This is a genomic window from Lawsonibacter sp. LCP25S3_E2, from assembly GCF_052117285.1.
GTDB lineage: Bacteria > Bacillota > Clostridia > Oscillospirales > Oscillospiraceae > Lawsonibacter.
In genome coordinates, this window is the sequence record NZ_JBQKJL010000004.1 from 137,357 (window position 1) to 157,993 (window position 20,637).

Genomic DNA, 20,637 nt, shown 5'->3' on the forward strand with positions numbered 1-20,637 from the left:
TCTTCCTTACAGTCCCAGCAGGACCTTTACCTTTAGGGTGGTAGAGACAGTCTTTGCATCGGTGATGGTACCGTCCATCACCTGCTCCACCAACTTGTCAAAGGGCATAGTAATCACATCCAGAAATTCGTCCGCGTCCAGATGCTGCTGCTTTTTGGTCAGCTTCCGGGCCAAATACATATGGAGGGCCTCGGTGCAAAATCCGGGGGAAGCCAGGGTATAACCCAAATAGGTCCACTCCTCCGCCTCTAGGCCGGTCTCCTCGCTCAGCTCCCGCTTGGCTCCCAGAAGAATGTCCTCCTCGGCTCCATGATCCAGCTTTCCCGCAGGCAGCTCCAGCAGCAGCTGCTGGATGGGATAGCGGTACTGCCGCACCAGAAAAACATTGTTCTCTTCATCCAGCGCCAGTACCGCTACACCACCGGGATGATAGACTACTTCCCGGCTGGCCAAATTGCCGTCGGGCAGCCGGGCCTGGTCCAGAGTCAGCTTGACGATCTGCCCTTCAAAAATGGTTTGACTGCTCACTTTCTGCTCAGTCAGATCCATAGTATCTCCTCCTCGGGAAATTCAATTCAGTTAGAGTTAGTATAGCACAGATCGCCTCTTGGGTAAAGCCGTTGAAGAAGGGGAGGGAAAATTTTGCGCAAAAAAGTCCGCCCCAGTTGGGGCGGACTTTTGAAAACCTTATTCCTCAGCCATGGCCTTGGCGGCAGCAATAGCCTTCTCCTGGGCCGCAGGAGGACAATCCTCATAACGGACAAAGTGGAAGGTATAGGAGCCGCGGGACTGGGTCATAGCCCGCAGATCGATGGCGTAGCTGGTCATTTCAGCCATGGGCACCTCAGCCTCAATGATCTGCTCTCCGTCGCCGGTGGGAGTCATACCCATCACGCGGCCGCGGCGCTTGTTCAGATCGCCGATCACATCACCCATGTAGCTGTCGGGCACGGTGACCTTCAGCTCACCCACAGGCTCCAGCAGCACGGGGTTGGCCTCGGGCATGGCGGCCTTGTAGGCCAGCTGGGCAGCAGTCTTGAAGGCAATTTCAGAGGAGTCAACGGGGTGGTAGCTTCCATCATAGAGCACAGCCTTCAGGTTGACCACAGGATAGCCGGCCAGGGGACCATGGACGCAGGCTTCCCGCAGGCCCTTTTCCACGGCGGGGAAGAAGTTCTTGGGCACAGAGCCGCCGAACACTTCCTCGGCAAAGACCATCTGCTCCTCCTCGGGATTGGGCTCAAAGCGGATCCACACGTCACCGAACTGGCCGCTGCCGCCGGTCTGCTTCTTATGACGTCCCTGCTTCTGGACGGTCTTACGGATCTTCTCACGATAGGGCACACGGGTCTCACTGAGCTGGGTCTCCACATTGAAGCGGCTCTTCAGCTTGCTCACCAACACATCCACCTGGATGTCGCCGGCGGCGGTGAGCACCATCTGGTGAGTCTCGGCGTTGTTGACCAGGGTAAAGGAGGGATCCTCCTCATTGAGGCGGTACAGGCCCTGGGCCACCTTGTCCTCCTGGCCGCGGGTCTTGGGGGCGATGGCCACGGAATAGCAGGGCTCAGCAAAGGGGATCTGCTTCAGGGAGACCACCTTACGGGGATCGCACAGGGTGTCGCCGGTCTTGACCTTCTCCATCTTGCCGATGGCACCGATGTCACCACAGCCCAGCTCCTTAACTTCCTCGGCCTTCTTGCCCCGCATCTGATACAGGCGGCCCAGCTTCTCGCTGGCGCCGGTGCGGGAATTGACCAGGGTGAGGTCAGAGGTGATAACACCGGAGAGGACCTTGATGAAGGAGTACTTGCCGTACTGATCGGAGACGGTCTTGAACACGAACGCAGTGGGCACGCCGCCGGGGGAAACCACGAACTCCTCGGTCTCGCCGTCCTGGCGGGTGGCCTTGTGATAGTTGCCCTCCATGGGAGTGGGCAGCAGCTCGGCGATGTAGTCCATGAGCATGAGAGAGCCCATGGTGTTGACGGCGGAACCGCACAGCACGGGGAACAGGCTCAGCTCACGCACGCCCTGGCGCAGGCCCTGGATCATCTCGGCATAGGTGAAGTCCTCGCCGGAGAAGAACTTGTCCATAAATTCCTCGCTGGTCTCGGCCACGGACTCCTTCAGCGCATCGTGGAACTCGGTAATGACCTCGTCCTTGCCCTCGGGAATCTCGATCTCCTCCCGCTTGCCGTTGCGCATCTCATAGGCGCGCTTGTTGAGCACGTCGATGATGCCGATGACTTTCTTGCTCTCGTCCCAGATGGGCACCACCAGGGGAGCGATCTTGTTGCCGTACTTGGCACGCAGAGCCTCGAAGGTGGCGTTATAGTCAGAGTTATCCTCGTCGGTCTTGGAAATATAAATAAACCGGGGCATGTTCCGCTCCTCGCAGTACTTCCAGGCCTTCTCCAGACCCACGGAAATGCCGTCCTTGGCGGAGCAGACGATGATCGCGGCGTCGGCGGCCCGGAGGGCCTCCATCACTTCACCGGAGAAATCAAAGCCGCCCGGAGTGTCCAGCACGTTGATCTTACAGCCCTTGAATTCCACAGGGGCCACAGACAGGGAGATGGAGATCTGACGCTTGACCTCTTCAGGGTCGTAATCGCACACGGTATTGCCATCGGCAGCCTTGCCCATACGGTCAATGGCGCCGGTCATATACAGCAGACTCTCCGCCAGGGCAGTTTTACCACTGCCACCATGTCCCAGCAAGCAGACATTGCGGATGTTTTGTACAGAATATCTCATGTCTTGTTCCACTCCTTATGTTTGGACTATTGTTCCGCCCCGGACAGAATTTATCACGTCAGCGGGGTGTTACAGCCTGTTAGTCATTATACACTAAACCCGCCGTCCTGACAACTGTTTTTTTGATAAATTTTGGTGAGAATCACGAAAGAGCCCTCTGCCCTCTCAGGATAACAAAAGAGCGGCCCCCTGCCGCGCGCAGGGGGCCGCTTGATCTGATTGTTTTTCCTTCAGGGGGTAACAACGGACACTTCCAGGGTTTCTCCCTCGGAGAACTCTGTGCCGACCTCAGCCACAATGAGCCAGGCGGCCATATCACACGTCCCCTCCTGGGGACGATTCTCCTCCAGAACCACCTGTTCTGCGTCCAAACCGTCCTCTGCCAGCGTGAAGGAATTGGAACCACTCCCGGTCTCAACCACGACAGCCAGCAGCCGGCCAGTCTCAAAGTAGGCCGCATCGTAGCTTTCTGCCACGGCGGTCAAATCGTCCTCCGGAAAGGCGGCCAGATAGTCCGTCAAAGACTGGACACTGCCCAAAATCACAGCCGAGGGGGCCTGTGGGGTGGCGCCGTAGGTCACAGAGAGGTACTGTTCATTCTGGAAGGACCGCGCCTCTCCTTCTTCCCCAATAGCGGCGTCCGTTACGCCAACCGTGGATTCCGGGTCGTCCTGACCTTCCCCGTTGGACGCATCCTGCTGATCTCCCTGGGGCACTTGGCTGTCCAAAGCATTGTTGGGAAGCTGTGTGTTTTGAATCTCTTCCTCAGGCTTTTCCGCTTCCACAAGGGTATTCTTCCCTTCGGAACGAACCTGGGAGGGATTGTCACTGCCATAAACTTTGGGGGCGATCTGCTCAGACTGGGCCGGCTCATCCACAGTTGGTTCCTCAGAGGCAAATGAATAGCCGGTCACCCCCGGCGCATCCTCCACCTCGGGGTCCGAGTCCGCGGGAGCCTGGCTGGCCTTATATTGGGGCAGCGTATCCTCCGGCTGATTTTCCATCGTCGCACTCGCAGACTGGACCGTCCCATTCTGAACGGGCAAATTAAGCTGGCCGACCCCATAGAGGCCTGCACACAACACCAGGCAGGCAGCCAGACCTGCGGCCGCTTTGAACTGGGGACGCCGGAACAGCGGGATCACTTTTTTAGTTTCCTCCATCCGGATCCGATCCATCACGCCCTGGGCAAACCCCTCAGGGGCGGGAATTTCCTCCAGTGCGGAAAAATCCTCGTGAAGCCCAGACAGTTGCTCGGCCAAAGCCCGGCAGCTGGGGCAGTCGGCAAGATGGGACTCCAGTTCCTGCTCTTCCTCCCAGGTCAATTCACCATCCAGACGCTGGGATATCAGCTCATAATAGTGCTGACAAGCCATGGGCTTCACCTCCTTTTCTTCTCATTCGTAGGGTTAGACGGCGCAGCACCGGAAAAGTTCCCATCCGAAAGCAAAATTTTTCGCAGCGCCAGTCGTGCCCGTGCAATCCGGGACTTGACCGTTCCCAAATCCAGGCTCATGGCCTGGGCTATTTCCTGATAGCTAAGACCCGAAAGCTCCCGCAGCACCAGGGCACGGCGCTGATGGTCCGGAAGCTGTTCCATGGCCCGGGCCAGGGCACGGCCCCGCTCCGACTGCTCCAGCTTCCGCTGCGGGTCCTGGTCCCAGTCCGCCGGCTCGGCCCAGCCGCTGTCCTCGTCATCCAAGGAGACCGCCGACTCTACTCCCTGCCTCCGCTTCTGCCGGCGCAGGTAGTCAATACAGACATTGGTGGTCAGACGGTAGATCCAGGTGGCAAAGCTGCTGTCCCCCTGGAAGGATTTCAGTCCCTGCCAGGCCTTCAGGAAGGCCTCCTGGGCCAGATCCGCTGCCTCCTCCCGGTCTCCCACCAGCCGCAGCGCCAGGGAATAGACCTTATTTTGATTTTCTTCCACAAGCCGCGCAAAGGCCTCCTGGTCTCCCGCCCTGGCCCGCGCCACCAGGTCCCGGTCGCTCACCGGGCTCACCCCCTAATTCTGATCTTCTGCCCTTGCCTTTTATGAACAAAGGTCCCGCTTGATGCCCGCCGTAATGCGGTACACATCCTCCAAAGTGGTGATCTTCACGATCTGTTCCTTATAATACCCTGCGTGGGGTACGCCCTTCAAATACCAGGCATACTGCTTTCTGGCCTCCAGGCAGGCAATTTTTTCTCCCTTGTTGGCTGCCGCCAGTTCAAACTGCCGCACCGCCGTATCACACCGCTGGCTCAGCGGCGGCATCTCGGGGATGGGCCGGCCCTCCAGGGCGGCCTTGCACTGGGCAAAAATCCAGGGGTTTCCAAATACCCCCCGGCCAATCATGGCGATGTCCGCCCCGGTATACTTTAAAATACGGGGGGCATCTGTGCCCTTGAACACATCTCCATTGGCAATGACGGGAATTTTGACCGCCTTTTTGACCTCCCGGATCCAGTCCCAGTTAGCCGTGCCCGCGTACATCTGCACCCGAGTCCGTCCATGGACCGCCACAGCGGCCACCCCAGCCTCTTCCATAGCTTTGGCAAATTCCACACAGTTGATAGAGCCCTTGTCCCAGCCCAGGCGAAACTTCACCGTCACCGGACATTTGGCTCCCCGGATCACCGCCTGAGCTACCTTGAAGGCCAGGTCAGGATTGCGCATAAGCCCGGAACCATCCCCGGAATTGGCCACCTTTGGCACCGGACAGCCCATATTGATGTCAATGATATCCGCCCCGGACACCTCGTGGGCAATGGCCGCTCCTTCCTCCATGCACACCGGGTCACTGCCGAAGATCTGGGCGGCGGCAGGCGTCTCATTTTCTCCCATCTGAAGCAATGGAATGGACTTCTTGTCCTGGTAGCACAGCGCCTTGGCACTGACCATCTCCGTACAGGTAAGCCCCGCCCCCTGCTCCCGGCAGATGGTACGAAAGGCCATATCGGTCACTCCGGCCATGGGGCCCAGGGCCAGGGGTGTTTCAATTGTAATTCCTCCAATGGATACCATGGGGACCTCCTGAGAGGGGGCAAAACGGCCCCGATTTCAATTCAAGACATTCTACCACAGGGCAAAACCGTTGACAAGGGCGGCACAGCACATTAAAATGAGAAAAACATCGTTTTTTAAGGAGCATCTGCCATGAATTTTATTTCTCTCCGGGCTGCCCTTCAGGGGGTATCCGCCTTCCGCACACTCAAAAAGCAGCCTGTTTTTCTTCATGCTGCCGATCTGATCGATGCCCTGGTCGCCAGGCAGGGGGAACGGGCCCTGGATGCCTACTGCTCCTTGTTTTACTCCCTGCGCCAGGAGGGTTTTCAGGGGATGGGCCCCTGGCTGTGGGACCATCTTCGGTATGAGGAGAGTCCCTATGCCTTACTGGCCGAACAGGGCGGAGGCGACCCCGCTCTGGAAAACGCCGCCCGCCGGGATGTGGAAACTTTTGTGATTTTGGCACAGACCGACTGTGACCGCTTTGTTGATGCTATGAAGGAGCTGCTCCCCCAGGACTATGCCGCTGTTTTGGCCGGTCTTCCCCGTTGGCGCTCCTCTGCTCCCTTTGATTTTGACTCGCTCACCCAGTTTTACCGGGAGCACGGAGCGGGGCTCTATGCCCGGTACCGGGCCTTCCTTTGGGAGGACGGACAACTGGTCCCTGTAGCCGACCCGGACTGTCCAAAGCCTCAAGACCTCTTAGGCTATGAGCATCAGAGGGGCCAGGTGGAGCAGAACACCCGTCTGATGATGTCCGGCCGTCAGGCTAACAACGTACTGCTCTTCGGAGACGGCGGCACCGGCAAGTCTGCCACGGTCAAATCCATGCTCTACCTGCCCGGCATGGAAGATCTGCGCCTCATTGAAATTCAAAAAGAAAACCTCACGGGCCTTCCCAGCCTCATCCGCTCTCTGGCCCGGCGGCGTCAGAAGTTCATTCTTTTTATTGATGACCTGGCCTTTGACCAGGATGACAAAACCTACTCCTCCATGAAGACCATTCTGGAGGGCAGTCTGGAGAAACGGCCGGATAATGTGGCCATCTATGCTACCTCCAACCGCCGCCACCTGGTGCGCCAGACCTTTACCGACCGGGCCGGGGATGAGGTGGATACCTTTGAGACCATTTCTGAAAAGACTGCCCTGGCCGAGCGCTTTGGTCTGCGCATCCCCTATCTCACCATGAACCGGGACGGCTATCTGGCCCTGGTGGACTATCTGGCCGACCAGGCGGGGGTACAGATGAGCCGGGATCAGCTCCACGCCCAGGCTATGACCTGGGAGATCCGCCACTCCGGCCGCACCCCCCGCGTGGCCCGGCAATTTATTGCCAGCTTGAATCTTTAATTTCATCGTGGATTGTCCACTATTTGTTAGGAGGTTTTTTTATGCAGGCCTTTGAATTTTACTCCCCTACCAATATCATCTTCGGCCCCGGCACGGAACAGCAGGCGGGTGCTCAGGCTGCCGCCTGGGGTGCCTCCAGGGTACTGGTAGTCTATGGCGGACAGAGCGCGGTAAAAAGCGGACTTTTGGATCGCGTTCTCACCTCCTTAACCGAAAAGGGCCTTACCTATGAAACGCTGGGCGGCGTAAAGCCCAACCCCCGGCTCAGCCTGGTGCGGGAGGGTCTAAAAAAGGCCCTGGACTTTGGAGCTGACTTTTTGCTGGCCGTGGGCGGAGGCAGTGTCATCGACACCGCCAAGGCCATCGCCGACGGAGCAGCCAATCCGGAGCTGGACATCTGGGAGGATATCTGGCTGCGGAGGGTTCCTTTGGAAAAGGCCCTTCCTGTGGGCGTTGTCCTCACCATCCCCGCTGCAGGCAGCGAAAGCAGCCATTCCTCCGTGCTCACACGGGACGACACGCTGGAAAAGCGCGGCTTCAGTACCGACCTCCATCGGCCCCGTTTTGCCATTATGAACCCGGAGCTCACCTTTACTCTGCCCCCCTATCAGGTAAGCTGCGGCATTGTGGATATTATGATGCACACCATGGACCGGTACTTTAACCCCATCACCACCAACGAACTTACCGACGAGATTTCCCTGGGGCTGCTGCGCACCGTCGTCCGCAACGGCCGTCTGGCTCTGGAGCATCCGGGAGACTATCAGGCCATGAGCGAGCTCATGTGGGCAGGCAGCCTGTCCCACAACGGCCTCACCGGCCTGGGCGCCCTTATGGACTTTGCCACCCACCAGCTGGGTCATGAGCTGAGCGCCCGCTTTGATGCCGCCCACGGCGCCACCCTGTCCGCCATGTGGGGCAGCTGGGCCCGGTACTGCCTGGACGTCAACCCCGCCCGCTTTGCCCAGTTTGGACAGCAGGTGTGGGGACTGGATTCCACCGGAAAAACCGAACAGGAGCAGGCCCTGGCCGCCATCGAGGCCACCGAGGACTACTTCCGTTCCATCGGCATGCCCACCTGCATTCGTGAGCTTTTAGGCTCGGTGCAGTCTGCCCAGGTCCTGGAGATGCTCACTGTGGGCTGCACCTTCCATGGCCAGCGCACCATCGGCTCCTTCCGCGTTCTGGGCCACGAGGACATTCTGGCCATCTACAACCTGGCCAATCACTGACCCTCCCCTTCCCATCTGGCCACAAAAAATCCCGGAAGCTCTCGCTTCCGGGATTTTCATTTCTCTTTATCTTACAGCTTGGTGATCCAGTTGTGGGGATCGGCCACGCGGCCCCACTGGATACCGGTCAGCTCGTCGTAGAGCTTCTGGGTGACAGGACCGATCTTGCCGCCGGAGACGGTGACCTTCTTGTCCTCCATCGCCAGCTCGCCGATGGGAGAGACCACAGCGGCGGTGCCGGTGCCCCAGGCCTCCTCCAGGGTGCCGTTCTCAGCAGCCTCGAAGAGCTCCTCGGCGGAGATGCGCCGCTCCTCTACCTCATAACCCCAATCCTTCAGCAGCTGGATGCAGGAGCGGCGGGTGATGCCGTCCAGCACAGAGCCGTTCAGGTCGGGAGTGAGGATCTTGCCGGCCACCTTGAACATCACGTTCATGGAGCCGACCTCTTCAATGTACTTGCGGTGTACGCCGTCCAGCCACAGCACCTGGCTGTAGCCGGCCTTCTCCGCCCGGTCGCCGGCCCGGAGGGAAGCGGCGTAGTTGCCGCCGGTCTTGGCCATACCGGTACCGCCCTTGACGGCGCGGACATCCTGATCCTCCACGTAGATCTTGACGGGGTTCAATCCCTCGGGGTAGTAGGCACCCACGGGGCAGACCACTACGATGTACTGCACGTGCTTGGAGGAGTGCACGCCCAAAGCGGCATCCAGGCCGATCATAAAGGGACGGATGTAGAGGGAGGTATCCTTCTCAGAGGGCACCCAGTCCTGCTCCACCTTCACCAGCTCCATGATACCGGCCATGGCCAGCTCCTCAGGGATCTGAGGCAGGCACAGACGCTCAGCAGACTTGTTCATCCGGTCGATGTTGTCCTTGATGCGGAAAAGCTGGATGGAACCGTCGGCGGTGCGGTAAGCCTTCAGGCCCTCGAAGATCTCCTCGGCGTAGTGGAGCACCTTGGCAGCGGGGTCGATCTGCAGGGGGCCGTAGGGAACGATGCGGGGATCATGCCAGCCCTGGCCCTCGTCATAGTCCACCAGGAACATATGGTCGGTCATATTTTTTCCGAACACCAACTTGGAGGAGTCGGGCTTCTCCTTCAAAGTAGCCGCACGGGTGATTTTGATGTTTTCCATGGGAATTCCTCCTAAATCTCGTTTCTTTGTGTTCAAAAGCCGTCTCTCCTCCAACACAATAGGGGGCGGTTTTTCCCTATTATAGCAGTATTCCCCCCGTGGCGCAACGGTTTGGTCCGGCCCAGGGAAAGATTTTTTTGTTTTTTCTTCTCCCGTCCCACTCTCCCGTCCCTCTTGTTTTCTGGCGGATGATCTGCTATAATAAAATACCTTTATTGTGTAGTCCCATTCCCTCGGAAAGAAACAAGGGGGTATTTTTTTGAACCGCAAGCTTAATCAGCTGCTTCAGCCCAGTTTTCGGCTGTACTTTATCTGTCTCATTCTCTTTGCCCTGTTCTCAGGCTTTTATTCCTGGGTATTGGCGGCATCAGAGCTGGTGATCATCGCCTGCCTGGGGCTCTACAGCCGGGAGAGTGCCCACCGCCGCCGGAAGGAGCTGAACAAATATCTGGACAGCTTCACGGGAACGGTAGACACCGCCACCAAGGATACCATGGTGAACTCCCCACTGCCCATGGTTCTCTTCCGCCCGGAAAGCGACGACATCGTTTGGACCAACAACCGCTTTTTGGAGCTCACCGGCCAGCGGGAACATCTCTTTGATGCCAAGCTGTCTGCTCTGATTCCCGACTTTGACACCCGTTGGCTGATGGAGGGCAAAAGCGAGTGCCCCACCGAGGTCACCTACGGCAGCCGGCGCTTTTTGGTCTTTGGACATCTGGTGCGTACCGGCGGGCGTACAGGAGGCTTTTTGGCCACTACCTACTGGGTGGATGTCACCGAGTTCTGTCTGGTCCGGGACCAGTATACCGCCACCCGCCCGGTAGCTGCGGTGCTGCTCATTGACAACTACGAGGACCTCACCAAAAACCTCACGGACAACGAGCGCTCCAACATCGCCCTGGAAATCGATAACCGTCTGGACGCCTGGGTGGCTCAGACCGGCGGATTGCTGCGCCGCTATCAGCGGGAGCGCTATCTCTTTATTTTTGAAGAGCAGTATTTGACCCGCTTTGTGGAGTCCAAGTTCGACATTCTGGATGCCATCCACCAGGTAGTCAACCCCAGCGGTATCAACGCCTCCCTCTCCATCGGCATCGGCAAGGATGGGGACAGCTACCAGGAACTGCTCAGCTTTGCCAACCTGTCCATCGACATGGCCCTGTCCCGTGGCGGTGACCAAGCGGTGATCCGAAACAAGTTCACCTTTGAATTTTACGGCGGCCGCTCCAAAGAGACGGAAAAGCGCACCAAGGTGAAAAGCCGTGTCATGGCCAACGCCCTTTCCTCTCTGATTTCCGATTCTTCTCAGGTCTTTATTATGGGCCACAAGTCCCCGGACAACGATTCGCTGGGCGCCGCCGCCGGTGTGTGCGCCCTGTGCCGGAAAAACGGCGTTCCCGCCCACATCATCCGGGATCCGGGCAACACCCCCGCCCAGGAGCTGATCGATAAGCTCTCTCAGCTTCCGGAGTACCACGATGGATTCCTTTCCCCCCAGGATGCCCTGCTCATTGCGGACACCCGCTCCCTGGCCGTGGTGGTGGACACCAACCGTCCGGAACAGGTTCAGGCCCCTGAACTGCTTCAGTCCTGCAACCGGGTAGCGGTCATCGACCACCACCGCCGGGCAGCCACCTATATTGAAGGCGCGGCCCTGAACTATCACGAGCCCTATGCCTCCTCTGCCTCTGAGCTGGTGACCGAGCTTCTGCAGTATATCATCGAGCCCAACCACCTGCTCCGGGCCGAGGCGGAAGCTCTGCTGGCAGGCATTGTGCTGGACACCAAGAACTTTACCATGCGCACCGGCGGCCGCACCTTTGAGGCTGCTGCCTTCCTGCGCCGGTCCGGCGCGGACACCGCTGAGGTCAAAAAGCTCTTTCAGAATGACTTGGCAGGCACCATTGCCAAGTACGCCATCATTCAAAATGCCAAACTTTATCGGGATCATATGGCCATCGCCGTGGCGGACAAGCCTGTGGGCCGGGTAACGGCCGCCCAGGCCGCCGACGAGCTGCTCAATATCATCGGCATTGACACCTCCTTTGTCCTGTCCCAGGACGGGGAGCGTGTGAACATCTCCGCCCGCTCCATGGGCGATACCAACGTCCAGGTTATTCTGGAGCAGCTGGGCGGCGGCGGAAATGCTGCCGCCGCGGGCGGCCAGGTGACTGGCAAGCCCATTGAACAGGTGGCCCAGGAGCTGTGCCAGGCCATTGACCGGTATTTGGAAACCTAAGTTTTTCATTCTCTATTTGATCCATTGATCGTTCTATTCTTAATTTTGGAGGTAATCACCATGAAAGTCATTTTGCAGCAGGATGTACGCGGACAGGGTAAGAAGGGCCAGCTGGTGGAGGTATCCGACGGCTACGCCCGCAACTTCCTTCTCCCCAAGAAGCTGGCTGTCATTGCCACTGCGGAAAACCTGAACACCATGAAGCAGCAGGAGAAGGCCCGCAAGGCTCAGGAGGCCGCTGAAAAGGCCGAGGCCGAGGCCACTGCTAAAAAGCTGGAAGGCCTGATGGTCAAGATCGCCGCTAAGGCCGGTGAGGGCGGACGGCTGTTCGGCGCCGTCACTGCCAAGGAAGTCTCCGAGGCCCTGGCCGCCCAGCACGGGGTGACCATCGCCAAGGCCAAGCTGGTGCTGGACGAGCCCATCAAGGCCTGCGGCGGCTACCAGATCAAGGCCAAGCTGGGCTACGAGGTGGTCGGCACCGTCAACGTGATGGTAACGGAGGCCTAATTTTTAACGTTCCATTTTATTGATAAAAGCAGGTGAAACTATGGCTCTGGGTGATGAAGAACTGTTGCTCAAGCAGCTGCCCCACTCGATAGAAGCGGAGCAGGCGGTGCTGGGCTCTATGCTCATTGACCCCCGGTGTGTGCCGGAGGTCATTGATAAGCTGCGCCCGGAGGACTTTTATCTGCAGCAGAACGTGGAGATTTATGAAACCATCTACTCCATGTTCAACTACTCCCTCACCATTGACCCGGTTACGGTGTTGGAGCACATGAAGCAAAACGGGTATTATGACGAAACGAATTCCCGTAATTACCTGCTTCAGCTCATGGACACGACCCCCACCGCAGCCAATGTGAAGGAATACATCGACATTCTCAAGGACAAAAGCCTTCTGCGTCAGGTGGCAGAGGTGGCAGGCGATCTCACCGCCTTGGTCCAGCAGGGTACCGACACAGGACAGACCATTCTGGACCGGGCAGAGCAGCGGATCTTCGCCATCCGCCAAGGCCGCTCTGCCCGAGGGCTCACTCCCATCTCCACGGTTCTGATTGATGTATATGACCGGCTGGGAGAGCTTGCCGCCAGCGATGCGGCCATTCCCGGACTGTCCACCGGTCTGCGGGACCTGGACCGGGCCATCTCCGGTCTCAACAAGTCCGACCTCATTCTTCTGGCCGCCCGTCCCGGCATGGGCAAGACCTCCATGGCCTTGAACATTTTGCTGGACGCAGGTAAGAAATCGGGAAAAAATGTGGCCTTTTTCTCTTTGGAAATGAGCCGGGAGCAGTTGGCCCTGCGTCTGATCTCCAGCGAGTGCTTTGTGGACAACAAAAAGCTGGTGACTGGCAAACTGACCGAGGAGGACTGGGAGAGTGTGGCGGCAGCCGCCGACTCCCTCAACCGCTCCATGATCCTGATCGACGACGATTCCTCTGTCACCGTAGCCGATATCAACGCCAAGTGCCGCCGGGTGGAGAATTTGGGGCTTGTGGTCATTGACTACCTGCAGCTCATGCAGTCCGCCGGCGGAAAAAGCAACCGTTCCGGAGAAAACCGCCAGCAGATCGTCTCTGACATCTCCCGCTCTCTGAAGATCATGGCCAAGGAATTAAATGTCCCGGTGCTGTGCCTCAGTCAGCTCTCCCGTGCCAACGAGAGCCGTACGGATAAGCGCCCCATGCTTTCCGACCTTCGTGAGTCGGGTGCCATCGAGCAGGACGCGGACATCGTGCTCTTCCTCTATCGGGAGGGGTATTACAACCGTGACACAGAAAATCCCAATCTGGCCGAGTGTATCATCGCCAAAAACCGCCACGGTGAGACCGGCACGGTCCAGCTCCAATGGCAGCCCGAATTTACCACCTTTAACGACATGGAGTGGCAGCACACTGAGTTCTGACCCCTCCCCGTTCAGGCAGAAGCGGACCATCCCAACGCAGATGTCCCGGTGTTCTTCCTGTTCATCCCGCGTATGCTAAGGAGGCCCGTATGCTGAAGTCCATGGAGACTTATATCCGGGAGCTGTCCCTCATTCCCCCAGGCAGTCATGTGCTGTGCGCGGTATCCGGAGGGGCAGATTCCATTTGCCTGCTTCACGCGCTCTACCACCTGCGGGAGCAGATCCCCTTCACCCTCTCCGCCGCCCATTTTGACCATCAGCTCCGGGGAGGGGAGTCCCGCCGGGATGTTCGGTTTGTGGAACAGTTTGTGTCCCTTTGCTGCGGCCCTCAGCGGATGGCGGATGGTTCTTTGCTGCCCCCTGTTCAGCTTTACCTCGGGCAAGGAGACGTAGCAGCTCAGGCAAAGCTCCAGGGTATGGGGCTGGAGGAAACGGCCCGTGAGATGCGCTATTCCTTTCTCCGAACGGCTGCTCAGCAGGCGGGTGCCGACCGGATCGCCACTGCCCACACTGCCAATGACAATGCAGAAACCATTCTCTTTCATCTGGCCCGTGGCAGTGGTCTGCGGGGACTGGGCGGAATTGCACCACAGAGGGACGACCTCATCCGCCCCCTGCTCACCACCACCCGCCAGGAAGTGGAAGACTATCTCTTTCACTACGCCCTGCCCCACATGGAGGACAGCTCCAACCAGGACGACAGTTACACCCGCAACCGTATCCGCCACCAGGTCATTCCAGTGCTGGAGGACATCTCCCCCGGTTTTCTCTCCCGCATGACCCAGGCTGCCGCCCTGCTGCGCTCAGACGAGGTCTTTCTGACCGATCAGGCTCGGGAACTGGCCGGCAAGGCCTGCGCAGAGGAAGAAGGCCTGTCCATCCAGGCAGCTCTGCTGGCTCAGGCCCCCGCGCCCATTGCCTTTCGGGCCATTCGGCTTCTGTTGGGGCAGCTGTGGGACGGGGACCAGAACTGCGGCAGCACCCATCTGACCGCCATATGGAACCTGTGCCGTGCGGATGATCCCTCCGCTCAGGTCCACCTTCCCCACAGCTGCGTAGCCCGGCGGTGCTACGACCGGCTTCTGGTCGTTCCCAGACTGGGGCCAATTCCCCTGGAGCCTGGGCTTCTTCCTCTCCCCGGAGAGCTGGAGACGGGCTCCTGGCACATCACCTGCCAGGCCCAGACCTATGAAGGACAGCCTCAGACTCCCTGGGACTTCTGGCTCAGCCGCCAGGCGGCCGCTCTGCTTTCCGTCCGGCCCCGGCGCACCGGGGACCGTCTGACCCCGCCAGGCAGACTTGGAAAAAGCGTGAAAAAATGGATGATCCAGGAAAAGCTTCCCCGCTTTCAGCGGGAGGTACTTCCTGTTTTTGAGTGCGGCGGCGCGGTAGCCGCCGTGGCCGGGCTGGGCCCGGACCGGGCTTTCTCTGCCCAAAAGGGACAGGGCGCCTGGCATATTACCGTAGCACCCTTAAGCTAATGTTTTTTCTCTTTGAAGTGAGAGATAATGGAAAGGAATGAAGGCGCATATGTTGGAACAGGATATTCAGGAGATTCTTTTCAGTGAGGAACAATTAAAAACACGGGTGGCGGAAATTGCGCGGGAGATCGAACGGGACTATCAGGGCAAGGAGGTCATGCTCATCAGCGTGCTCCGGGGCTCCTTTATTTTCATGGCCGACCTGTGCCGCGCCATTGACCTGCCCTGTACCCTGGACTTTATGTCCGTTTCCTCCTATGGAAGCGGCACCACCTCCAGCGGCCAGGTACAGATCACCAAGGACCTGTCCGAGGACATCACCGGCCGCCACATCATCGTGGTAGAGGACATTCTGGACAGCGGAAACACTCTGAGCTACCTGCTGAAAATTCTGGAACACCGTCACCCCGCCTCTATCCGGCTTTGTACCCTTTTGGATAAGCCGGACCGCCGGGTAAAACCTGTGGAGGTTCACTACTCCGGCTTTACCATTCCCGATGCCTTTGTGGTGGGCTACGGACTGGATTACGCGGAAAAATACCGCAACCTGCCTTATATTGGTATCTTAAAGCCCCAGGTATACGGCGGGTAAGAAAGGATTTTAGCCTATGAGACGCTTTTCCCCCCGGGACATCACCATGTATCTGATGCTGGCGGTACTGCTTTTCTTTACCTTTTCCGCCCTGCAGCAGATGGACAGAAGTGACGCCCCTATCTACAGCGACATCCGCACCCTCTTTGTTCAGGAGAAGGTGTCCTATTTTGAGCTGAAGGACAACACCCTCACTCTGGTCCTCCGGGGAGAGGACGGCTCCTCCTCCACCCTGGCCTATCACATCGCCAATCCCGACTGGCTCTACGATGACCTCCACGAGCTGTGGGAAACCCAGCAGAATGCGGGTCTGCTCCGCTACGACCTGCCCCAGGGAATGGAGGGCTCCTGGTGGTATAACCTTCTGCCCTATCTGGTGGCGGCGGCGGTGCTGGGATTGTTCTGGTACCTGATGATGCGCCAGCGCACCGGGGCCGGCGGCGGCGGCGGTGCCCCCGGCGCTTCCCGCTTTGGCCATGCCAGAACCCGCACGCTCTCCGACCAGGCCAAGAAAGTCACCTTTGATGATGTGGCCGGCGCTGACGAGGAGAAAGAGGAGCTTCAGGAGATCGTGGAATTCCTCCGTGATCCCCAGAAGTTTTCCAGTCTGGGCGCCCGGATTCCCAAAGGCGTGCTGCTGGTGGGCCCTCCGGGCACCGGCAAGACCCTGATCGCAAAGGCGGTAGCCGGGGAAGCAGGGGTACACTTCCTGTCCATTTCCGGCTCTGATTTTGTAGAGCTCTATGTGGGCGTGGGCGCAAGCCGTGTCCGCGACCTTTTTGACCAGGCCAAAAAAGAGGCCCCTGCCATCGTCTTTATCGACGAGATCGACGCCGTGGGCCGTCAGCGCGGTGCAGGCCTGGGCGGCGGACATGACGAGCGGGAGCAAACCCTCAACCAGCTTCTGGTGGAGATGGACGGCTTTGGTTCCAACGAGGGCGTGATCGTCCTGGCTGCTACCAACCGCCAGGACATTCTGGACCCCGCTCTCCTGCGCCCCGGCCGCTTTGACCGTCAGATCTATGTGGGTCTGCCTGATATCAAGGGCCGTGAGGCCATTTTGAAGGTCCACGCCAAGCAGAAGCCTCTGGCGGAGGACGTGGATCTCAACCAGGTGGCCCGTTCCACCGCCGGCTTCACCGGCGCCGACCTGGAGAATCTCCTGAACGAGGCTGCCCTCCTGGCTGCGCGGGACGATCAGCGTTTCATCACCATGGCTGATCTCCACAATGCCATGATGAAGGTCATCGCCGGCCCTGAGAAGCGCAGCCGTGTGGTCACCGACCACGCAAGGAAACTCACTGCCTACCACGAGGCAGGCCATGCGGTGGTCATCCATGAGCTGAAAACCCAGGACCCGGTCCATCAGATCACCATTGTTCCCCGCGGTCCCGCCGGTGGCATGACCATCTCTCTGCCCGCGGAGGATAAGTCCTACCTGTCCAAAAAGGAGCTGGAAGAGCGCATTGCCGTTTGTCTGGGCGGCCGCGTGGCGGAGCAGATCGTCCTGGGAGATATCTCTACCGGGGCCTCCAGCGACATTCAGAAGGCCTCCCAGATCTCCCGCGCTATGGTTACCAAGTACGGCATGAGTGATAAGCTGGGGACCATCGCCTATGGCAACGAGAGCGACGAGATCTTCATCGGCCGCTCCATGGCCCAGGCCCGCACCTACTCCGAAGAGGTGGCCGGGCTCATCGACCAGGAGGTCAAGTCCATCGTGGACCAGGCCTATCAGCGGTGTGAGGAAATTCTCTCCCGGTGCCGTCGGGAGCTGGAAATTACCGCCCGGTATCTTCTGGACCATGAGACGATGGACGCAGAAGTCTTTGCCAAGGTCTTTGACGACCCCGGCGCAGAGGAGTTTTCCGATTATCAGCAGGCATAAAAAATCACCCGTTTTGCTCGCAGCAAAACGGGTGATTTTTTATACATATCCGTACATTCCGCGCACCGATACTTCTCCGGCAGAGAGCGCTCTTCTGGTTCCGTCCGGCATTTCCACCACCAAGCGGAACGCATCATCAATCTCCACCGCCCAGGCCTCCTCTCGGGAAGCGGGAGTCACAAGCTGCACCTGGTGTCCGGGGGTCAGGCAGTCAGCGCGGTATTTTTCCAAATATTCCCCTTTATTCTCCGGGAATTGAGCATACATCCGGTCCAGCGCGAGAGTCACTTGAACAGCCAGTTCTACCCGGCTTACCGGTTTGCCCAGCTGCTGGCTGAGCGAGGTGGCCATATCCCGGATCTCAGGGGAAAAATCTTCCGGGCGTTGGTTTACATTGATTCCAATGCCTGGAATCAGGTATTCCAAGGCGTTGCTTTCGCTCTCCAACCCCAGCTCAGTGAGAATCCCCACCAGCTTCTTTCCGCCCAGAATGATATCATTGGTCCATTTGATCTGGGGGCGCACACCGCAGCAGGCCTCAATGCCATCGCACACCGCCACCGCCACCCAAGCGGTAAAATCGGTTACCTCCGCCGGCTCCAGCTTTGGCCGAAGCAGGGCGGAGAGATAGAGCCCACAGCCCTTTGGAGACTGGAAGGAACGTCCCAGACGTCCACGGCCGCCAGTCTGCTCATCGGAGATGACCACCAGTCCCTCTTCCTCCCCAGCCATGGCCCGGCGTTTACACTCCGTATTGGTGGAATCCACCGTATCCAGGCACAGCAGCTTCCGCCCCACCCGGCAGCCGCTGAGTGGTCCGGCCAGCTCCCCGGCCCGCAGGCGGTCGGGTCCCTGCTCCAGGCGGTAGCCCCGGTTCGGAGCAGAAGAGATCACATAGCCCTCCTGCCGCAGGCCTTCAATGGCCTTCCACACTCCGGCGCGGCTGATCCCCAACGCACGGCTCATCGCCTCTCCTGACAGATATTCCCCCTGCCGCTCCCGCAGCAGCGACAGCACATGTTCCCGGCTCATAGCTTCATCCTCCCAAATCGGTTGGTTCCATTATAGGGAATTTCACCTTTACCGTCAACGGGAGAAGCGGGATTCTCAGGTTGCGTAATAGACAAAGTTTTCTTTCCGGGGCGGCGCGGGAGGCAGCTCACTGTCAGCATAGCCCAGAATACAGCAGCCGATCCCCTCATACTCCCCCTCAACGCCCAGATCCTTCAGAATCCGCTTTCCTTCTTCCAGCTCGAAGATCTCTCTTGCCCGGTGAATCCAGCAGCTGCCCAGCCCAAGAGAATGGGCCGCAAGCATAAGATTGCCCATCACCAGACTTCCATCGTACACATGGGTGGGCCACCCTTTTTCTGCAAGCACCAACAGTACCACCGGAGCCCCATAGAAGGGATCAAAGCCCTCTTCCCAGCCTCCGATCTGCCGGTTGAGTTCTGAGAGCCGGTTGCGCAGAGGCTGGTTGGTCACAGCCACGATAATGCTCGATTGATGGCCCTTTCCGCTGGCGGCATAGGTGCCCGCCAAAATCACCTGGTCCATCAGCTCTTTAGGCACCGGCTCAGGCCGGTAGCTGCGCACACTTCTCCGGGAAAGCATCTGCTCGATCACTGCGTTCATAGCAATTCCTCTCTTTCTATTGATTTTAAACCTTCCAGTGTAAGAAAAGGACACAGTATTCCGCAAGCTGCCGGATACTGTGTCCTTTCCTTCAGGCCTCTCCGGCCAATTACAAATCCAATGGAACCTTTTGACTGCCGCTTCGGTAATACAGGGTCTTATCCTTAAAGTAATTCAACGGGTCTACCCGGCTGCCGTTCACACGAATCTCAAAGTGCAGGTGGTTGCCGGTGGAATTGCCGGTGGTACCCACATAGCCCACCACGTCTCCCTGCTTCACCGTCTGCCCCTTGCTCACTGCCCGGCTGCTCATATGGGCATACAGGGTGCTGGTGCCATCGCTGTGAGAGACCACCACATAGTTGCCATAGGACCAGGAAGAACCACTTCCGTAAACCGAGGTGATGACGACACCACTCTTGGAGGCATAGATGGGCGTTCCACGGGAAGCGGGGATATCAATGCCTGTGTGGTTATCCGGCCGCCCGGTAAAGGGATCGGGCCGGCTGCCGTACAGGGAGGAAAGTACATTGATATTACCGGCCAGAGGCCACAGGAAGCCAGATTCACTGGGGACATTGTTGATCTGGGCGGACATCTGCCGCTCCAGGTCCTTGATCTGGCTGTCCAAAGCAGCGGCAGCCCGGTTGAGCTCCGCCTCCATAGCCTTAAGCTGGCTCTCTTGGCTGCTGATCTCCGCAATGACCTTATCTACTTCAGCCTCTTGGGTCTCCAGCTCCGTTTTTGCCGCCTGCTGCTTGGCTTTGGCCTCCTCCAGGGCGGCTTTGGCCTCCTCCAGTTCCGCCCGCTCCTGCTCTACCTGTTCCTGAAGCTGGACCAGGGCCTCCATCACGCTGTTGTCATACTCGATGATCTCTTCGATCATCATGTAATTGTCCAAGAGCTCTGAAAAATCGCTGGAGCCAAACAGGATGGCCCAGTAGGAGGTCTCTCCCTCCTCCTCCATGGCCCGGACCCGGCTGCAGAACAGCTCATATTGCTCCTGCTCCTGGGCCTCGCTCTGTTCCAACTCCTGGGTTTTCTGGCCGATCAGCTCTTCATAGGTGGAAATTTGACGATTGATGTTGCTGATTTCAGCCCGGATGACCTCAATTTGCTCTTCTAGAAGCTGCTTTTGCTTCAGTGCCTCATTTTTATCCGCCTTTACCTCATTGAGCTGGGCTTGCAGCTCTTTTTTCTGGCTGGCCAGATCGCTGGCATCACTTTTCAGCGCATCAATCTCCGCCTGGGTCACTGCTGACGCAGGCAGTACGGTGGCTGGCCCGGCAAAGGGCAGCACAAGGGACAGAATAATCGCCAGACACACCAGGCGGCGGATCTTGTTCCAACGTTTTTTCATTTGATTCCTCGCTTTTCAGTGCAAAAACACATTGGCTACCATGGGCAGCAGCATAAGAACGGCCAT

17 protein-coding genes are annotated in these 20,637 nt (G+C 58.5%); 8 read left to right on the forward strand and 9 right to left on the reverse strand.

From position 1 onward, the window contains the following. Positions 1-6: 6 nt before the first annotated feature. The 5 genes from ACTQ3R_RS05570 to dusB all read right to left on the reverse strand — a co-directional run bounded on the left by ACTQ3R_RS05570 (position 7) and on the right by dusB (position 5,767). Entirely contained in the window at positions 7-549 is a 543-nt protein-coding gene (locus ACTQ3R_RS05570; RefSeq protein ID WP_441779567.1) for an NUDIX domain-containing protein, read from the reverse strand. 138 nt (positions 550-687) lie between these two features. Beyond that, a complete protein-coding gene (locus ACTQ3R_RS05575) occupies positions 688-2,760 on the reverse strand; it encodes an elongation factor G (RefSeq protein WP_441779566.1) in 2,073 nt (690 codons plus the stop codon). 230 nt (positions 2,761-2,990) lie between these two features. Next, positions 2,991-4,136, reverse strand: a complete 1,146-nt coding sequence (locus ACTQ3R_RS05580) for an anti-sigma factor family protein (RefSeq protein ID WP_441779565.1) — start codon at positions 4,134-4,136, stop codon at positions 2,991-2,993. Between the two features lie 5 nt (positions 4,137-4,141). Continuing rightward, positions 4,142-4,753: a sigma-70 family RNA polymerase sigma factor gene (locus ACTQ3R_RS05585; RefSeq protein ID WP_441779564.1), complete on the reverse strand. Its 612-nt coding sequence runs from the start codon at positions 4,751-4,753 to the stop codon at positions 4,142-4,144. A 39-nt stretch (positions 4,754-4,792) separates the two neighbouring features. Next, on the reverse strand, positions 4,793-5,767 hold the full coding sequence (dusB, locus tag ACTQ3R_RS05590; protein ID WP_441779563.1) for a tRNA dihydrouridine synthase DusB: 975 nt from the start codon (positions 5,765-5,767) through the stop codon (positions 4,793-4,795). 132 nt (positions 5,768-5,899) lie between these two features. Here dusB and ACTQ3R_RS05595 point away from each other — a divergent pair, with 132 nt between their 5' ends. Next, positions 5,900-7,099, forward strand: a complete 1,200-nt coding sequence (locus ACTQ3R_RS05595; protein ID WP_441779562.1) for an ATP-binding protein — start codon at positions 5,900-5,902, stop codon at positions 7,097-7,099. 41 nt (positions 7,100-7,140) lie between these two features. Next, positions 7,141-8,331 (forward strand): iron-containing alcohol dehydrogenase, encoded by a 1,191-nt coding sequence (locus ACTQ3R_RS05600; RefSeq protein ID WP_441779561.1) that lies wholly within the window; start codon positions 7,141-7,143, stop codon positions 8,329-8,331. A gap of 71 nt (positions 8,332-8,402) precedes the next feature. Here the strand turns inward: ACTQ3R_RS05600 and ACTQ3R_RS05605 are convergent, their stop codons facing one another. Continuing rightward, positions 8,403-9,467, reverse strand: a complete 1,065-nt coding sequence (locus tag ACTQ3R_RS05605) for a branched-chain amino acid aminotransferase (protein WP_441779560.1) — start codon at positions 9,465-9,467, stop codon at positions 8,403-8,405. 259 nt (positions 9,468-9,726) lie between these two features. Between ACTQ3R_RS05605 and ACTQ3R_RS05610 the strand changes: the two genes are divergently transcribed. From ACTQ3R_RS05610 to ftsH, 6 genes are all read left to right on the forward strand, one after another. After that, a complete protein-coding gene (locus ACTQ3R_RS05610) occupies positions 9,727-11,709 on the forward strand; it encodes a DHH family phosphoesterase (RefSeq protein ID WP_441779559.1) in 1,983 nt (660 codons plus the stop codon). 60 nt (positions 11,710-11,769) lie between these two features. Next, the gene (gene rplI, locus ACTQ3R_RS05615; RefSeq protein ID WP_441779558.1) at positions 11,770-12,216 is read left to right on the forward strand and encodes a 50S ribosomal protein L9; all 447 of its coding nucleotides are present in this window, start codon (positions 11,770-11,772) and stop codon (positions 12,214-12,216) included. A 40-nt stretch (positions 12,217-12,256) separates the two neighbouring features. Next, entirely contained in the window at positions 12,257-13,615 is a 1,359-nt protein-coding gene (gene dnaB, locus ACTQ3R_RS05620) for a replicative DNA helicase (RefSeq protein WP_441779557.1), read from the forward strand. 89 nt (positions 13,616-13,704) lie between these two features. Beyond that, on the forward strand, positions 13,705-15,096 hold the full coding sequence (gene tilS / locus ACTQ3R_RS05625) for a tRNA lysidine(34) synthetase TilS (protein ID WP_441779556.1): 1,392 nt from the start codon (positions 13,705-13,707) through the stop codon (positions 15,094-15,096). A 49-nt stretch (positions 15,097-15,145) separates the two neighbouring features. Further along, the gene (gene hpt / locus ACTQ3R_RS05630) at positions 15,146-15,688 is read left to right on the forward strand and encodes a hypoxanthine phosphoribosyltransferase (RefSeq protein ID WP_441779555.1); all 543 of its coding nucleotides are present in this window, start codon (positions 15,146-15,148) and stop codon (positions 15,686-15,688) included. A 16-nt stretch (positions 15,689-15,704) separates the two neighbouring features. After that, a complete protein-coding gene (ftsH, locus tag ACTQ3R_RS05635; RefSeq protein WP_441779554.1) occupies positions 15,705-17,576 on the forward strand; it encodes an ATP-dependent zinc metalloprotease FtsH in 1,872 nt (623 codons plus the stop codon). Between the two features lie 39 nt (positions 17,577-17,615). Here the strand turns inward: ftsH and ACTQ3R_RS05640 are convergent, their stop codons facing one another. From ACTQ3R_RS05640 to ACTQ3R_RS05650, 3 genes are all read right to left on the reverse strand, one after another. Next, the gene (locus ACTQ3R_RS05640; RefSeq protein WP_441779553.1) at positions 17,616-18,608 is read right to left on the reverse strand and encodes a biotin--[acetyl-CoA-carboxylase] ligase; all 993 of its coding nucleotides are present in this window, start codon (positions 18,606-18,608) and stop codon (positions 17,616-17,618) included. A gap of 75 nt (positions 18,609-18,683) precedes the next feature. After that, positions 18,684-19,211: a nitroreductase gene (locus tag ACTQ3R_RS05645; RefSeq protein ID WP_441779552.1), complete on the reverse strand. Its 528-nt coding sequence runs from the start codon at positions 19,209-19,211 to the stop codon at positions 18,684-18,686. Positions 19,212-19,320: 109 nt separating this feature from the next. Continuing rightward, on the reverse strand, positions 19,321-20,571 hold the full coding sequence (locus ACTQ3R_RS05650) for a murein hydrolase activator EnvC family protein (RefSeq protein WP_441779551.1): 1,251 nt from the start codon (positions 20,569-20,571) through the stop codon (positions 19,321-19,323). Positions 20,572-20,637: the final 66 nt, after the last annotated feature.

What these genes read in the sequence shown, in the direction of transcription:
- dusB (WP_441779563.1), bottom strand. Translation starts at nt 5,767, where the DNA reads ATGGTATCCATTGGAGGAATTACAATTGAAACACCCCTGGCCCTGGGC.
- ACTQ3R_RS05640 (WP_441779553.1), bottom strand. Translation starts at nt 18,608, where the DNA reads ATGAGCCGGGAACATGTGCTGTCGCTGCTGCGGGAGCGGCAGGGGGAA.
- ACTQ3R_RS05650 (WP_441779551.1), bottom strand. Translation starts at nt 20,571, where the DNA reads ATGAAAAAACGTTGGAACAAGATCCGCCGCCTGGTGTGTCTGGCGATT.
- ACTQ3R_RS05595 (WP_441779562.1), top strand. Translation starts at nt 5,900, where the DNA reads ATGAATTTTATTTCTCTCCGGGCTGCCCTTCAGGGGGTATCCGCCTTC.
- hpt (WP_441779555.1), top strand. Translation starts at nt 15,146, where the DNA reads ATGTTGGAACAGGATATTCAGGAGATTCTTTTCAGTGAGGAACAATTA.
- tilS (WP_441779556.1), top strand. Translation starts at nt 13,705, where the DNA reads ATGCTGAAGTCCATGGAGACTTATATCCGGGAGCTGTCCCTCATTCCC.
- dnaB (WP_441779557.1), top strand. Translation starts at nt 12,257, where the DNA reads ATGGCTCTGGGTGATGAAGAACTGTTGCTCAAGCAGCTGCCCCACTCG.
- ACTQ3R_RS05575 (WP_441779566.1), bottom strand. Translation starts at nt 2,760, where the DNA reads ATGAGATATTCTGTACAAAACATCCGCAATGTCTGCTTGCTGGGACAT.
- ACTQ3R_RS05600 (WP_441779561.1), top strand. Translation starts at nt 7,141, where the DNA reads ATGCAGGCCTTTGAATTTTACTCCCCTACCAATATCATCTTCGGCCCC.
- ACTQ3R_RS05570 (WP_441779567.1), bottom strand. Translation starts at nt 549, where the DNA reads ATGGATCTGACTGAGCAGAAAGTGAGCAGTCAAACCATTTTTGAAGGG.
- ACTQ3R_RS05645 (WP_441779552.1), bottom strand. Translation starts at nt 19,211, where the DNA reads ATGAACGCAGTGATCGAGCAGATGCTTTCCCGGAGAAGTGTGCGCAGC.
- ACTQ3R_RS05580 (WP_441779565.1), bottom strand. Translation starts at nt 4,136, where the DNA reads ATGGCTTGTCAGCACTATTATGAGCTGATATCCCAGCGTCTGGATGGT.
- rplI (WP_441779558.1), top strand. Translation starts at nt 11,770, where the DNA reads ATGAAAGTCATTTTGCAGCAGGATGTACGCGGACAGGGTAAGAAGGGC.
- ftsH (WP_441779554.1), top strand. Translation starts at nt 15,705, where the DNA reads ATGAGACGCTTTTCCCCCCGGGACATCACCATGTATCTGATGCTGGCG.
- ACTQ3R_RS05605 (WP_441779560.1), bottom strand. Translation starts at nt 9,467, where the DNA reads ATGGAAAACATCAAAATCACCCGTGCGGCTACTTTGAAGGAGAAGCCC.